This is a genomic window from Desulfovibrio sp. 7SRBS1 (assembly GCF_049723905.1).
Lineage (GTDB): Bacteria > Desulfobacterota > Desulfovibrionia > Desulfovibrionales > Desulfovibrionaceae.
The window spans coordinates 4,229,914-4,243,783 of the sequence record NZ_JBJKFD010000001.1 but is presented as its reverse complement, the minus strand read 5'-3'; the positions used below and the strand labels follow the sequence as shown (position 1 = coordinate 4,243,783).

Here is a 13,870-nt window from a genome sequence, read left to right as displayed (position 1 = left end):
GGTAGAGGCCGCAGCCTCTGCGACCGGAACCGGGCAGCCCAGGTACTGCGGGACCTGAGGTCTCTATTTTCCCCTGCCAAACATCATCTTCCCCACACGTTGCCGATTTAGATACCGGATGTTCTGCGGTATCATTGTCCAGGTAGTCATCATTCCCCTGGACGCCTGTACAACGGCCAGCATTCCGCGCTGTTTTTCAGTCTGCACAACCTTTACAAATCGCTGAGACAGACGAACCTTGCCTGTGCCTTTGTGGCGTTCAAAGGAGAGCCAGACCTCGGCGGGATCTTCGAGCACTTCCGGCAGCAGCGGGAAGAAGCGGGAACGTGCTAGGTCTTTTCCCAGGTGCTTCGCCAGGGTTGATGCATTAACCAACACATCGGACCGGAATCCGCCGGACGCTGAAAACGAAAACACGCGTTCAGGTCCACCCAGGATGTGTTCCAGGTTCGCTGTGGCTTCAGCAACGCTCTTGGCCGCCGTGCCCACATTGGCCTTGGCAACATCCACGGGCAGCTTGGCCGGACGGCCATAGGTTTTGTAATCGCCCGGCGTCAGCCGTTCCCAGGCATCCGCGCCTTGCGCACGCCACGCATCCATTGCCTGCTCGGACAACCGTTGCCCCCACGCGGCTTTCCCTACGTGGTAGTCCCAGCCCGGACCAACGCCGACGGGCAGCGTGTGAACTTCTCCGGTATCCGGGTTTGTCCACTCGTAATATTTGTCCGGCGGCGGCGTTTCTTGCAGCCGCACGCCGTCAGCTTGCAGTTCTTCTTTTTCCTCTTTGGACAAACTCACCACGCCGCACTTGCAGCCCCAGTCTTTGGGCGGGTAATGCGTATCCCACCACGGGTCGTCAGCGGGTAAAACAACATTGTACCAAGCCGCGTGTTCTGCGCGAGGTTCGGCAGAGCTGGATTCCACGTACCGAAAATACGGGCGGTCGCGCAGAACGTCCGGGTCCGACATTTGCCGATAATGGCCGGATGCGTATGCGGTGGACAAATTGGTGTTGAAAATTGTGGCGCATCTCCACGCTTTGCCGCCTTTAAAGTTCCAGCCGGTACGCTGGAGCATGGCGTCAAAGTCGGCAGTAAACTCTTTGAGCGTCGTGCCCTGGCTGATTGCCTTCTCGGTAGCCTTGTACAGATCACTCAGCACGTCGGCCCGTGTTGCACCCGCAACAACGAAAGCGCGGCTGTGCATCCCGCCCCACAAATCGCGCCATGTTTCAGACGGCATCTGGACCTTGTCACGGAAATGCTGAATCGCTTCTTTAAACGGCAGCGGGGTATACTTAGCGCTCGGACGCATCGAACCTCCCCGCCAGCTCGGCAACGGTAAAAGCATCCCGCATCACGTCGGCCAGGGCCGTAACGTCAAGATCGGCGTACAAATCCACAAGCCGGTCACGGAAATCCTCCAAGCTGGAGCACTGTTCCAAAAGCGCCTGGACCGGGCTTATATCCATCAGCTTCGCCTGCCCCATGGCTTGCCGTGTCAGCACATCCGCCGGATGTTGCTCGTCGGGCGTCTGCTTCAACACTTCGCGCTTCGCCGTAATCGGGGCTTCTGGTTGCAGCTGGAGCTGGCGCGACAACAACGGCGTTTCGCCCGTCTTGCGCATGGGAATTTTGAACCGTGCGGCGACATGTTCCTGGGAAATGTCCAAACGGTCGCCCAAGATGTTGTACATCTCTGCCAATGCTTTAAGGTCTTCCGGCGGCTCGTACAGAAAACGGGCCTTTGGCACCGGGCAATCCCATCCGAAGTTGAACCCGGTCAACGGCTTCAGAATTTGCCCCCGAAACGTGCGGGCCAGCCCCTTGCAATCAGCTTCAATCAGGTCACCGCGCACGGAATCGTGAACCTTACCCAGGGCGTAGGACCCTTTGTCACCAGTACCGCTGGTCAACGTCTGCCCGACAATCGCTTTGGATATTTGATTGTCGCAGAAGTCGGTCAGCGCTTGGTAAATATTGAGGCTGCTTGTTTTGGTCGCCTCGATGAACTCAATCTCCGTGCTCTTTGAAATAATCCCGGCGGCGTTCGTGCCGATGGACCGCAACGCTGTTTCCAGCATCCGCTTTTCATCTTCCGGCGCGTTCGCGTCTATCCGCCCGACACGCAGCGGCTGGCCGTAGATTTCCGAAAACGCCACCCAGTCTTTTATTGAATAGTTCTTGAATAGATACATCCAGGCGCACACGCGCATGATACCGGCACGGGTATCGTACCCACTACGCGCCTTGTAGCGGTGGTACACAAATTTAAACGGCGGGAAGTCTTCTCCCTGGGCCGGTTCGGCTTCGGTCAGAATCCGGGGCGTAACCGACTGCACAAACGTGATCTTCTTCGGGTCTATCCATTCCAACCCGTGTATCCAGGCTTGCCCCTCGGAAATGTCCCAGCCAATTTCAAGAGCCGAATAGCCTTTGCCCAGGGCGTCCAGTGCATCCAGGATCGCATCGTCCAAACTTAGCCCGGCCAGAACTTCCTCGCAGAACTCTGCCGCCTTCTTGGCCTGGGGCGTTTCATCGCCGGGCGTAATCTCTAGGTCCTGCCCCTGGACCGCCAATTTACGTGTCTGAAACTGACTGGAAAGGTGCGCGTCTTTTTCCTCCATCTGCCCGAACATCTCAGCCTGCCGGGCCACGTCACCCGCATCGGCAGCCCGAAATATCCGCGCCAGCTTTTGCGGGGTCAGACCGTCCGCAGGGTATTCGCTCCAACGGTCTAGAAGAGACACCGCGCCGACAGTTCGCGTACTCGGCTTGCGTGCATCGGAAAGCGGGATTTCACGTCCAAATTGATCGTACAGCTTCATCACCACGCTCCTTCGACGCTACCGACGCGGGACGAGGATACAGGCTCGTAAAAGACCGGCCCGGAAGCTTCAAACGTCTTTGCAGCAAATACGGCCATGGCGGCTGCTATCCCGGCGTCGCCGTGACGCTGTCCTGTTGCGTCTTTGGTGCGGCTGGCAGGGATTTTGGCAACTCCCTTGATCATTTTGAATGCACGGAGGTCGTCCAGAATCAGCGCGTCCATGGGCGCATCAATAGTGCGGTCTTCAAACTGCGCTTTGAGACGTGGCATGTTTTCCCGGTACCAAGTTTCAGACAACATGACCTCGGCAATGCGGCTGGCCCCGTACCGCTGGCGTGCATACTCGGCCAGTGCTTGGCCGTTGCCTCGTGCATCAAGCGCACCGCCGCAAAAATTCTTCAAGCGGTCTATTACAAACGAAAGTATTTGTTCCTGAGTGCGGAACGGGCAGTTGCGAAGCTCCAGAACAAAAGGGGTGTGCAGGTGCAGGCTGGCTTGTTCCAACAACGGCCAGAAGCATGATAAGTCGCCGCTTCTTCCGAAGTCGCCACCGATGTACGAACGAACATGATCAGGCAGAGAGTGGAGCAGCGGAACAAGATATTCTTCACACCAATCCGCGACCTCGCGTTCTGCCTGCTCCAGCGGCCAGTCAACAAAGTCGGAGGCTGGCGGTTGCCAGCGGACAACCGAAATGCTGGAGTCCATGCAGTTTTCAATTAGGGCGCGGGTCAGAAAACCACCGCTGCTGCTTTTGGGAATGCAGTAAAGTTCTTCGTCGGCATCGTCGCCGTAGTCGTCGAGCAGGGATTGTTTCCAAGCTGCCTCGGCTTCAGGACTCCAAAGCAACCCTTTCACCTCGCAAATTCTGCGGAACAAGCCAGCAGCAAGGGCATCGTCCAAAGTCGTCCGATGGAGAGAATAATTCAGCTTCCCAGCTCGTATATCCTGGATATATTGGTTGAACTCGCTATCGTCCCCATCGTGAGTGCTGATAACGGCGACGTCGCCGCCCCACATGGTCAGAGCTATTGCGGCCTTGAGCAATTCCCGGAGATTCTCGACAAACGCTGCTTCGTCTATTCTGACCCGGCCCTGCTTGGAACGCAGGTTAGAGGGATTGGAAGACAGCCCCTGCACTACGAATCCAGAGGCAAAACGGACTTGATATATCGTAATGTCCTGTTCTTCCTTTTCCAGGACGAGTTCTTCAACCTCACTTGCAGCCAGGTTATACTTTTGTGCCCATTCAGCGACGTCCTGGACGTACTGCTTCGTCATGTCCTTGTTGTAAGAAAGATAATAGGTGCTCATGCCGCCCGCATCTTTGCGTTTGGCCGCAATCAACGCGCTGTCTGCGGCATCGCACCAGCTTGCGCCGATACGTCGGGACTTCTCCCAGAACTTGACCGGGGAAAAATCGCTGATCCATTCATCCTGGTAGGGCAAAAGTGTTCCGCTCATTTTCTCAGCAACTCCCGCAATGTGGATTCAAAATCAGCAGACATTCCTTTTTGATGTTCCGGCAGCTCGTCCTTCGGCTTCATTTTTTCAGCCAGGGCCAGAGCGGCCTGGATGTCTTTCACAGCTTTCAGGTCGAGTTTTTCGTCCCTGGCCAATCGTCCCAGCTTGATGGAAATGGCGTTGAGCAGAGCTTCCGCAATAGACGCCTGATCAGTAACCATCTCCAGGTCAGAAGGAATCTGAGCGGCACGCTCCTTCAGGGCTATTTCTTTTGCTTTTGCTGTCGCGTTTTCCAAGGCTTGGTACCCAAACGCCGACATAGGATTTCCTTTTTGGGAACAGTCCGTAATCAGCTTCAATCGCGCATCAACCAGCTTATGACGAGTTTCGCTTTCCTTTCTCCGGTATTCCTCACGCTTGGCACACCATCCCTTTTGGGAAGACCAACGCTTGAGCGTACTGATCGGGATACTCGTCTTCTGACTGACCTGTTCCAACGTCAAACCGTCGAGAATGAACGCATCCTCTGCGTCAAAAACGGCTGCCGGTGGATATTCGCGCGCGCCCTGTACCATCTTAGCGCCCCAGAATTTCCTTAATTGCCGCCAGCTTGGAGTTGATCGCCGTTAACCGTTCCAGCTTCCCATTCAAAGAAAAACCCAGGTTCGCGATCTTCGTGCCGTTCAAATCGTCAACATCCAGGATGGGGCTGCACAAAGAGCGAAGGTCACCGCGCAGCGCGTCTATTTCCGCAGCCAATCTGGATTTTTCTTCGCGCAGCTCCACGCGCCGCCCCAAGTTTTCAGTGTATTCACTCATCTCGGTAACCCCTTGCTTTCCCGCGCAACCGGGCAGAAAACGTGGTGTTCAACATCATTGCAAAGACGTTCAAGCGTCCGCGTGTTAGTAACGACGACGTCCTGAAAACCTCTCGCCAGAGATTCAACAGAGCGCACCAGTTCAACATTGTCCCGGTAGTATTGGGCTGTCTCTCGCTGAACTGCGCCGTAGCTTTCCAGGGTTTCGGACGTCTGATCGCGGTACGCCTCAAAACGCCGATCCGCGTCAATCCGGTATTCATCGAATGAACGGGCCATGCGTTTGTTGTTCAAATGAGCGAGGATCAGCACTGCCACCACGACAACAACCGGCCCGGCCAAAGCCAGAGCTATGACCCCGCCCGGCCCGAGGGCTTCAACAATCTTTGCGATTGCGGTTAACGCCGCTGTAATTTTTGTCAGGGTTGCCGGGTCCATGCCTATTCCTCTCCGTCCTGCACAAGATCAGGCAGGGCTTGGAGCCGCTGGATATCAGCCTCCAGCTGTTCAATGCCCGGCACGTCGATGCCGTCAGCACGCAACTGACGCAACGCATCGACAGCCTGTAACGCCAAGCTGGTCCCGGTTTTCGCCAGGGCAACAATCGCCTGAACCGTGTCCTGATTAATTGCCATCGGGCACCTCCTCAGACTTTTCAGTCAGCCCGGCCAACAGCGCGGCCACTTCGGTCAAATAGCGGTCAACATCTGCCCGCAGGTCTGCGATATTGCCCGGCTCAACCTGCGTTCGTCGCCAAGCCAGGACGGCAGACTCGAAAGCAATCTGCGAGTGTTTGGCCGCATCCAAGGCCGGTGCAACTTTTGTCTGGAGATAGGCGACCCCATCAGGCGGCAACGTCTGTTCCAGCTGGAGATATTTGGAGTGGAGCGACTCGTAGGTTTTCGTTCCGTGGCTGGCGATAACGGACATTTGTTCATCAACCGGCAGCTTCTGCATTTCCGCACAACCAGCACCAACCAAGAAGACAGGGACCAGCAAGACCAACAGCAACGCTTTCCCCGCGCATTTTCCCTTAACCGTCAGTGACTGCTTTGCTGTGACCCGACCAAAGACAGCCAAGACAAAACCTACAAGCTCCAGCAATGCCGAAGAAAAGGTCGCAATCTCTGCGTCATCAACAGGCAGCCCGAAATGACCGACTATCGCGCCGACCAGGGCGATAATTATTCCCAGGACGGTTTTGGATTTAAGAAAGAACTTTGGCTCAAAAGAGAGCGTTCTACCTTGAACCATCATTGTTTTCTCCTTGCATAAGCAGCCCGCAGCATCTCTTCCCGATCCGCAAGAGCTGCTGGCGTTAATTGTTTTCGACACCACGAGCACTCCTGGCACACATACCCACCGGGCGTCTGGAACAGCGCGAGACGTTGCCAACGGTGACAACCGGGACAAAGACGGGCACGCACTAAATTCCCCCGCCATGGCTACTGACCACGTCCAACGAGAACGGCTGCCCGTCCAAAAAATCTGTCAGCATTTGAAGAGCCAAGCGGGAACTGGCAATACCCGGCTGGCCGTTAAAAACAGCCCGTCGCAGTCCCAACAGAATGCAACCTTCACTGTCGCTACGCAGGCCGCTGTCAACGTCACCTGCGAAATTTCCAGGATGGATCAAAATATGAGTACGCCCCGGCACATCTTTGACCTCATAGACACGGCCAAACCGGGGGGAGTTGACCAGCTCGCAGGTGTATTTCCCCTGGGGGATGCAAGACCGGTTTGGTTCATTGTCACGCCAAGGAAGCTCAAGAGAAAACAACGACGCATCAAGCCCGGTCACAAAACCAAATGTGCCGTTTGCGGTTTGCTCAAGCCTGTCCAACAGAAGGCGTTTCATTACATCTCCTCACGCAGATCACCGCCGCCGAAGAAATGGGGAGAACTCCGGCGACGGTGACGCAGTGCGCAACTGCAAATTGGATGGATTGGGTTTTGCGTGCTGTGGTTGAACCAAACGGAAGGTGTCATCGTGTTCCCCATTGTTTATGGGGCCACTATAGGCAGGCTGAAAAACTCTGTCTTGACTGTGTGGACGATATGGAAAATAATAAAAATTTTGCAATAAATATTGAACGCAACGCTAGGCGCAAAAAAAGGCCGCCAGATTGGCGGCCTTGGTTGAACCCGAAGGGTTATTCTGGGCGCTGGTCCAGCAGTGCCCGAACGCTTGCAGACGTCACGCGTACCGGACGTTCCGGCCCGGCACGGGTCAACGCGCCTTCCTGGACCAGCCGGTAAAATTCGCTCTTGCCGATGTTCAGCACAAACGCGGCTTGGTCCCAGCGCAACACTTCCATGCGTTGCAGCATCTCCCCGGCGGTCAACCCCGGCAGATCGTCGCGCGGAATCACCGGCAGCGGCGTATAAATCGGCAACCGGGCCTGCATCCCCGGTTCGTCCCGTAGGGTGCAGACCCGGCTGCACCCTAGGCACTGATACAACGCAGCCCCGGACGGCGCGGCAGACTCGAACCACCGGGCCTTTTTCGACTGCGGACAATTCAACGTTTTGTACACGGCAGGCGAGACAACACCGGAGAACGGCAGCCAGCCTGCTCGGATCAGTCGTAATGTCTCGTCTACCAAATGCATCGCCGTACCTCTTTCACCTAACTTGAGAAATTTCCAACACCGCCGCCGCCTGCTCACGAAACAACGGATCACACAAACTGCACAACCCACGCTTTTTGCACCGCCTGCACGCCACTCTTTTGATCGCTCTATAAACCGCCTCGGCGTGGTCCTCCGGGCCATCCAGGACGGCCCTGATTCTCGCTATCTGCCGTTCAACATTGCCAGGGTACGCCCCGGCAAGCGTCATATACACAGTGCTCTTGTTCAGCCCGGATACTCTACAAAACCGATAGACCGTTCCGAACCGGGCCATAATTTCAGATCGCAATGTATCCACAACATCAATACGGGTAAGGGTCCTGTCCACTTTTGTTCATACGGTTCACCATGTCTTTGCCCAAAGTCTGGAGCGCCGACTGGTCACGTAAAAATTTAATATGCTCGACTCCAAACTGCTTTTTGATCCGTTCGTTTAAATAAGCAAACGACCAGCCCAGGCTTTGGCACATTGCTAATATTTTCCGCTTCTGCCGGACGTTTGGGTCTGAATCTGGTATCTCAATCCAATCGCGCTTACGCGGCGCGGCAGGCTGATCCCCCCGACCAACGGCAATGAAATGATTCATCAGGTCGGCAAGCTGGGCGATTGAAAGCTGTTTTGTAGACTCAACATCGTACCGCTCGGCCAGGATCGACCTATAGTCGGTATCAGCGATTCCGAGGCGATGCTGGGCCGCCCGAACCTTCTGCCGCAACCGCTTGATTTTATCACTCATGCGACTTTCCTTCTGGAAATCAGACTGAGGAGACTTAACTGGTAATCTTCCCAGGAAAATCTGCACTCTAAATCGTGTACTGTCCGATAATGCAAAAAGCCCTTGTTGTGTTTACCTCTGGCCGAATCCCACTTCAGCATTCTTGCCCATAAATCGGGAAAGTATAGCCGCAGTTTTTTCAACTCACCCACACTTTGCAAAGGGCAGCAAAAACACGATACGCGCGGGAAAATATCGTATAGCCCCCCCCAATCGAACCCATGCCGCTTACAAATAGCCAATGCGTCAGATTCGGTAACTCCCCATTCCATCAACGGGTATCGTGCGACATATTTCGCATAACGACCTTTTTTGTTCATTCCTCGTCGCGCACGGTGTTCTTCGTCAGCGGCAAAGCCGATCAGTTTCACGGGGTTGGATAAATCTGCAACAGCCTTGTCCAAATAGACGGCTTTTTGTCGGGTACACCAGCGGCGAGTCCAACTAGGCCAGCCGTGCCCAACCCCGCGCAACTGCCCCTTTAATGGTCCCGTACGAGCTATGACAGGTCGCTCCAGCATCCAATATTCAAAATTCTCTTTCGGCTTGATTCGCAGGATAGGGATGCCGGTATAATTCTCGAATTTATCCAGATGATCCTGCATTTGCGGGAATTCCCACCCCCCATCAAAATGATGAAGGGCGTGAATAGGCAATCCTTTCTCCAGGCTTTTCAGCACTAAAGCGGATGAATCTTTTCCACCGCTGAAGCTAACAATGTTCTGGACGCTCATGCCTGCCCCCACGCTAAATCAGCAAACTTCGTACTCTGCCCCACAAACGCCAGTTCAATTTCACCCACAGGCCCATTTCGCTGCTTGCCGATGATGATGTTTGCCACACCCTTTTTGGGCGATTCCTTGTTGTAGACTTCGTCGCGGTAGATAAACATGATGATGTCCGCGTCCTGCTCAATAGCACCAGACTCGCGCAGATCGGAGAGCAGGGGCCGACGGTCGGCACGCTCCTCGACTTTCCGGTTGAGCTGGGAGAGCGCCACCACAGGCACGTCCAGTTCCTTTGCCAGCGCTTTGAGATTGCGCGAAATCTCGGAAATTTCTTGCTCTCGCGAATCAATCCGCCGCCCGGCGCGCATGAGCTGGAGATAATCCACCAGAATGAGGCCCAACCCTCTCTCCATCTTGAGCCGACGACACCGGGCACGCAGCTCCATCACACTGAGCGCTGGCGTGTCGTCAATGAAGAGGGGCGCACCGGTCAGTATGTCACCCGCAGTGTAAAGCTTGTTCCAGTCCTCGTCGTCCAGCTGGCCCGTCCGCAGCCGCTTCAAATCTACGCCCCCGGCGATACACATAAGCCGCTGCATGAGCTGTTCCTTGCTCATTTCCAGGGAGAAAATAGCCGTGGGCACGTCCTGCACACCGTTGGTCGCGGCGTTAAATGCCATGCTGAGTGCGAAGGCGGTTTTGCCCATGCTCGGCCTTGCGGCCACAATGATTAAGTCCGTCGGCTGCAACCCGGCGGTCATCTCGTTGAGCCGTGTAAAGCCGGTTGTGACGCCGGTTATCATGTCACGACTGGCAGCCCGTTTCTCAAGTTGCGTGAAAATTGTTTGTACGAGGTCCGTACTTGCGCTGTAGTCCTGGGCCGCGTGCTGTTCAGCAACCTTGAACACCGCCTGTTGCGCCTTATCCACCAAGCTTTCGGCATCGTCCGCAGACTCAAAACTCTCCTTAATGATCTCCATGCCTGCGTCGATCAATTGCCGCTTGACCGAGTCCTGCTTGACGATCCGCGCATACGCCATTGCATTGGACGCACTGACGACCGCCGCCGCAATGTCGGCCAAATATGCATGGCCGCCCACGTCCTGGAGCTTCCCCAGCTTTTTGAGATGATCGGCAACAGTGACAAGATCAACAGGCGTATTCGCCGCGTACAGGTCCTTGAACGTATTGAAAATTTGTCTGTGAACAGGCGAATAGAAATCGTCCTCGCCCAGCATATCCACCAGTGAATGAAAGATACTGCCCTTGAGGAACACGCCACCCAACACAGCCATCTCGGCTTGGAGATTTTGCGGCGGCGTATGTCCTGCCCAATCAGGCCGGGACAATGCCCGGCCTGCGGGAGCTTGATGTCTATAAGGGGCAGCGGAATTCATGTCGGCCCCTAAAGCTTGGAGATGTCCAAGGAAATCGGGGTCCACTGCGAGTCAATGCCGCTACGTTCGTAGAAACGGACGTATGACTTGCTGTATTCAACAGTCAGGCTGTCTTTGATTGCACGCATGGCTTCCAGCCAGCGTTCATCATCGAACTCAAGCTTGAGCAGGCTCAACACCCTGGCGGTGGAAATCCTGCCTTTCTTATCAACCTGAAAAGCATCACCGACCAAAACCTGAAGCTCAGACCGGGCATCTTTTGTCCACTCTTTCAGGCATTCGTCGATCAGCTCTTTTGCAACGACCAGCTTTTCGTCAAAGGTCAGATAGTCATTGATACTCACAACGGCCTTGCGCCGTCCGTCAAACGACGTCAGCGTGATATTTCCTTTCTTGCCGCCGATTTTCGCTCCGTAGTCATCGGCTGCAATTTCGACCAAAGCTTGAATGTCTTGCAAAGCCGCTTTTTTAAATGTGCCCAAACAGATTTGCTGCACCTTGGCTTTATCTACAAGCTTATCGACAAGCTCATTCCGTAACTGATCGTATTCAGAAACGTGGTCCAAAGGCACAAGCCGCCCCTGGGAGTCAGTCAAATACTGTTCTGTTGATTGCATAGTGTCCTCCATTATCTCAGTACATCCACTGCAAAAGTGCTCTTTGCTTCTACGTCGTCAGGCAACCGGCAGCGCCGTGGGCAGCCAGGGCAAAACACACCCGCCGGGCACGAAAACGCGCTGAAAAGCTTAAATTCTTCTTTCTTTCCGCCAGAAAATTTACAGCGCTTAACACCGTCAAGAATACGAAACAACGGCGTGCCACCATCCGTTTGCCCACTCCGAACCAACACCACCATCTCCTTCGTCTTCGCCATTACATCCTCCCTATCAACACCCCGACCGAGTAGATCGACACCCCGTCCAATAGAGCCAGCACGAGATAGATCACCCAAGCTGGTGGATACATTTCGCTTTCCCCGTTTTGAAAGTACGAGCCGGTACGCACGCTCCCACACGCCAGCCCAGCGCCGCGCGACAGGGCGAGACACGCCCAGGCCGCACAGTCGGCAGTAGACGTGCGCCGGGTTTAAGTGGTGTTGAAGCGTGTTTCGCATAACGTGCTGCCTTTATTTGAGGGTAAAACCCGCAACTTCGTACTCTGCATCATGTTCGTCATCGCGGATTGTGCTGACGGCAGACACACAAACCTCCTGGCCTGCCACGAGATCAGTCACACGCCCCTGGCTGTGCTCAACTGCCCAGTTCTCGACTTCATCTTTCGAGATATGATTGGGCACGGTTACTTCAACAACTCGCGTCAGGCGTTTTGTGATATCAATTTCGTAAGTAGCCATGTCTTTCCCCCTTACGGTTCGACTTCACGTTTCAACGACGCCAGCGTGTCTTCCGCTTTTGCCTCGCTGCCGCACAACTCAACAAACTCACGCCAATTCGATTTGATCAGTCGGATAACCGAAGCGTAATCAAGCCGATCAACGTAAATCATCACCACCCCCATATATCTGCCTGAGATGCCAAGTCCGACCGCAGCGACGGGGCCTTTCAGCAATGATGAAACGCTGTGGTACCTCCAGCTGCTGTTCAAGCTCCCGTAGCTGCTCAACAAGCCCGGCCTGATCAACAACGCACGGACGGATCAGCGCCCAAACTGCGGGAGACACTTGATCACCCAATGCCAACAATCCTGCCTGAATTCGTTCAGCCTTTTCAGTCAACATTCACGCCCTCCGTTTCTTCGGTTCATGCGTTACAGGCCGCGCCGGGCCAGGATCGTTCACAATCACGAACTCCAAGCAGCGCCCGACTTGCCCGTCCTGGCGTACCCAGCCGTCACGCACCAGCAGCCGCACAAAATTCTGCACCGAGTCGTGCGTACAGCCAGACGCTTCTGTCAGGCTCACATACGTAAAGCGCCGCATTCGTCGGATCAGCCGCCAGAGCACGTCCCGTCCGACTTCCTTCTTGGGCTGCCGCGTGGGCCTACTCGCCGGGTCTTTCACAATTTGGAACATAGGATTTTTCTTGGCTGGCCCGAACTCCCGAAACCCCTTACGCAGTTTTGTTTCGTCAACCAATTTGAGAAACCCCTCGCGCTCCAATCTGTTCAACACCCGCAGGGTTTTTTTGCGGTCCAACCCGCTGGCAGCCATGGCGTACTGAAGGTCAAATCGCTTCTTTTCTCCCAGGGAAAGCACGACCAAGCTCGTGCATTCTGCTTTGTCTGCACTGCCTTTTAGCCGCTGCAAGGCATTGTCAGGCTGGGCCGATACGATGTTGATTTCCCCGTTGTTCTCGTCGGCCAGCGCCCGGACACTTATTTCAGTAGGCGGATTAGGCCCGGTATCGCGGCACAGTGCGTAATTGCCCTCCCGCCGCGACACGTATCCAGCCTGCTCCAGGTTATTCAGAAAGGCTTGGGCTTCCATTACTTCCACAGCGGCAAGCTGCTCCACGTCCGCCACTGTGGCGGAAGGCGACAACTTGCGGACTATGGTCCACATGCGTTGCCGGGGCGCTTGCATCAGGCGACCCTCTTCACATTCAGGTGTTTATTTTCGATAGCCTTGGCGCGGTTCAAAACAGCGCGTCCCTCTGCCCCGGTCAGCAAAACAACGCCTTTCCTGAAATTCCCGCCGGTTATGCGTATCACTTCGTTCAGCGTGTCCTCGGCAACCGGCAACTCAAGGCACACCTGGGCAAACCGCTGCAAATCACTTGCGGTCAAAGACTTGAATTCCGTGATGTAAAGAAACCTATCGAAGAACGGTCCCATCCTTTTCAGCCGTGTCACAATCCCTTCGTGGCCGATCAACAACATCGGGGCTTCAGTCAGGTCGTGCAGGTCGCGTATGCAGTCAATGCAGGCAGTGGGAGGTACGTTCGCCTCGTCAATAATCACAAGCCTCGGATGCTCTTTCAGCGCGTTTTCAACGGCTGTAAAAAGCTCCTTCTTCCTTTTGGCCGGGACCACACCCAGCTCAACCGCCAGTTCTTCCAGCATCCAGGAAGGCGACCACACGCTTTTTGCACGCAGGTAAATCGCTCCGTTCTGCGCCGCGTACCAAATCGCAGAGCGCGTCTTGCCCAGGCCGCGATTCCCATGCACCAGAGCAAGCCCAGGTACACCGGCTGTGCGCCGTTCAAGGTCCCGCGCAGTACTCACAAACGCTTGCACGTTAGCCGTTTCCACAAACACGTTCCGCAT

The 13,870-nt window shown here is 55.1% G+C and carries 19 protein-coding genes; all 19 read right to left on the bottom strand.

What is annotated here, in order from left to right:
• Positions 1 to 63: 63 nt before the first annotated feature.
• The 19 genes from ACI0FJ_RS18695 to ACI0FJ_RS18605 all read right to left on the bottom strand — a co-directional run bounded on the left by ACI0FJ_RS18695 (position 64) and on the right by ACI0FJ_RS18605 (position 13,870).
• Complete coding sequence (locus tag ACI0FJ_RS18695) at positions 64 to 1,314, bottom strand: PBECR2 nuclease fold domain-containing protein (protein ID WP_424305947.1); 1,251 nt, start codon at positions 1,312 to 1,314, stop codon at positions 64 to 66.
• Positions 1,298 to 2,827, bottom strand: a complete 1,530-nt coding sequence (locus ACI0FJ_RS18690; RefSeq protein WP_424305945.1) for a DUF935 domain-containing protein — start codon at positions 2,825 to 2,827, stop codon at positions 1,298 to 1,300. The genes ACI0FJ_RS18695 and ACI0FJ_RS18690 overlap by 17 nt, the downstream gene beginning before the upstream one ends.
• Complete coding sequence (locus ACI0FJ_RS18685; RefSeq protein ID WP_424305943.1) at positions 2,827 to 4,293, bottom strand: terminase large subunit domain-containing protein; 1,467 nt, start codon at positions 4,291 to 4,293, stop codon at positions 2,827 to 2,829. Before ACI0FJ_RS18685 ends, ACI0FJ_RS18690 begins: the two co-directional genes overlap by 1 nt.
• Positions 4,290 to 4,868 carry a hypothetical protein gene (locus ACI0FJ_RS18680; protein WP_424305941.1) on the bottom strand — a complete coding sequence of 193 codons (579 nt, stop codon included), beginning with the start codon at positions 4,866 to 4,868 and terminating at the stop codon, positions 4,290 to 4,292. The genes ACI0FJ_RS18685 and ACI0FJ_RS18680 overlap by 4 nt, the downstream gene beginning before the upstream one ends.
• A 1-nt stretch (position 4,869) precedes the next feature.
• Positions 4,870 to 5,112, bottom strand: coding sequence for a hypothetical protein (locus ACI0FJ_RS18675; protein WP_424305939.1), 243 nt, complete (start codon positions 5,110 to 5,112; stop codon positions 4,870 to 4,872).
• Complete coding sequence (locus ACI0FJ_RS18670) at positions 5,109 to 5,549, bottom strand: hypothetical protein (protein WP_424305937.1); 441 nt, start codon at positions 5,547 to 5,549, stop codon at positions 5,109 to 5,111. Before ACI0FJ_RS18670 ends, ACI0FJ_RS18675 begins: the two co-directional genes overlap by 4 nt.
• A 2-nt stretch (positions 5,550 to 5,551) precedes the next feature.
• The gene (locus tag ACI0FJ_RS18665; RefSeq protein WP_424305936.1) at positions 5,552 to 5,746 is read right to left on the bottom strand and encodes a hypothetical protein; all 195 of its coding nucleotides are present in this window, start codon (positions 5,744 to 5,746) and stop codon (positions 5,552 to 5,554) included.
• Positions 5,736 to 6,368, bottom strand: coding sequence for a hypothetical protein (locus ACI0FJ_RS18660; RefSeq protein ID WP_424305934.1), 633 nt, complete (start codon positions 6,366 to 6,368; stop codon positions 5,736 to 5,738). The genes ACI0FJ_RS18665 and ACI0FJ_RS18660 overlap by 11 nt, the downstream gene beginning before the upstream one ends.
• Positions 6,369 to 6,537: 169 nt before the next feature.
• Positions 6,538 to 6,969 carry a DUF5675 family protein gene (locus ACI0FJ_RS18655; RefSeq protein WP_424305932.1) on the bottom strand — a complete coding sequence of 144 codons (432 nt, stop codon included), beginning with the start codon at positions 6,967 to 6,969 and terminating at the stop codon, positions 6,538 to 6,540.
• Between the two features lie 295 nt (positions 6,970 to 7,264).
• Positions 7,265 to 7,723 carry a hypothetical protein gene (locus ACI0FJ_RS18650; RefSeq protein WP_424305930.1) on the bottom strand — a complete coding sequence of 153 codons (459 nt, stop codon included), beginning with the start codon at positions 7,721 to 7,723 and terminating at the stop codon, positions 7,265 to 7,267.
• A gap of 323 nt (positions 7,724 to 8,046) precedes the next feature.
• Entirely contained in the window at positions 8,047 to 8,481 is a 435-nt protein-coding gene (locus tag ACI0FJ_RS18645; RefSeq protein WP_424305928.1) for a regulatory protein GemA, read from the bottom strand.
• A complete protein-coding gene (locus tag ACI0FJ_RS18640) occupies positions 8,478 to 9,254 on the bottom strand; it encodes a phosphoadenosine phosphosulfate reductase family protein (protein WP_424305927.1) in 777 nt (258 codons plus the stop codon). Before ACI0FJ_RS18640 ends, ACI0FJ_RS18645 begins: the two co-directional genes overlap by 4 nt.
• On the bottom strand, positions 9,251 to 10,597 hold the full coding sequence (dnaB, locus tag ACI0FJ_RS18635) for a replicative DNA helicase (protein ID WP_424305925.1): 1,347 nt from the start codon (positions 10,595 to 10,597) through the stop codon (positions 9,251 to 9,253). Before dnaB ends, ACI0FJ_RS18640 begins: the two co-directional genes overlap by 4 nt.
• A 56-nt stretch (positions 10,598 to 10,653) precedes the next feature.
• Positions 10,654 to 11,262: a DUF3164 family protein gene (locus ACI0FJ_RS18630; protein WP_424305923.1), complete on the bottom strand. Its 609-nt coding sequence runs from the start codon at positions 11,260 to 11,262 to the stop codon at positions 10,654 to 10,656.
• Between the two features lie 11 nt (positions 11,263 to 11,273).
• Entirely contained in the window at positions 11,274 to 11,519 is a 246-nt protein-coding gene (locus tag ACI0FJ_RS18625; RefSeq protein ID WP_424305921.1) for a hypothetical protein, read from the bottom strand.
• Positions 11,520 to 11,771: 252 nt separating this feature from the next.
• Entirely contained in the window at positions 11,772 to 11,999 is a 228-nt protein-coding gene (locus tag ACI0FJ_RS18620; protein WP_424305920.1) for a hypothetical protein, read from the bottom strand.
• A 138-nt stretch (positions 12,000 to 12,137) separates the two neighbouring features.
• Positions 12,138 to 12,383: a hypothetical protein gene (locus tag ACI0FJ_RS18615; RefSeq protein ID WP_424305918.1), complete on the bottom strand. Its 246-nt coding sequence runs from the start codon at positions 12,381 to 12,383 to the stop codon at positions 12,138 to 12,140.
• Positions 12,384 to 13,187: a hypothetical protein gene (locus tag ACI0FJ_RS18610; protein ID WP_424305916.1), complete on the bottom strand. Its 804-nt coding sequence runs from the start codon at positions 13,185 to 13,187 to the stop codon at positions 12,384 to 12,386. It abuts the gene before it with no gap.
• Positions 13,187 to 13,870, bottom strand: a complete 684-nt coding sequence (locus tag ACI0FJ_RS18605) for an AAA family ATPase (protein WP_424305915.1) — start codon at positions 13,868 to 13,870, stop codon at positions 13,187 to 13,189. Before ACI0FJ_RS18605 ends, ACI0FJ_RS18610 begins: the two co-directional genes overlap by 1 nt.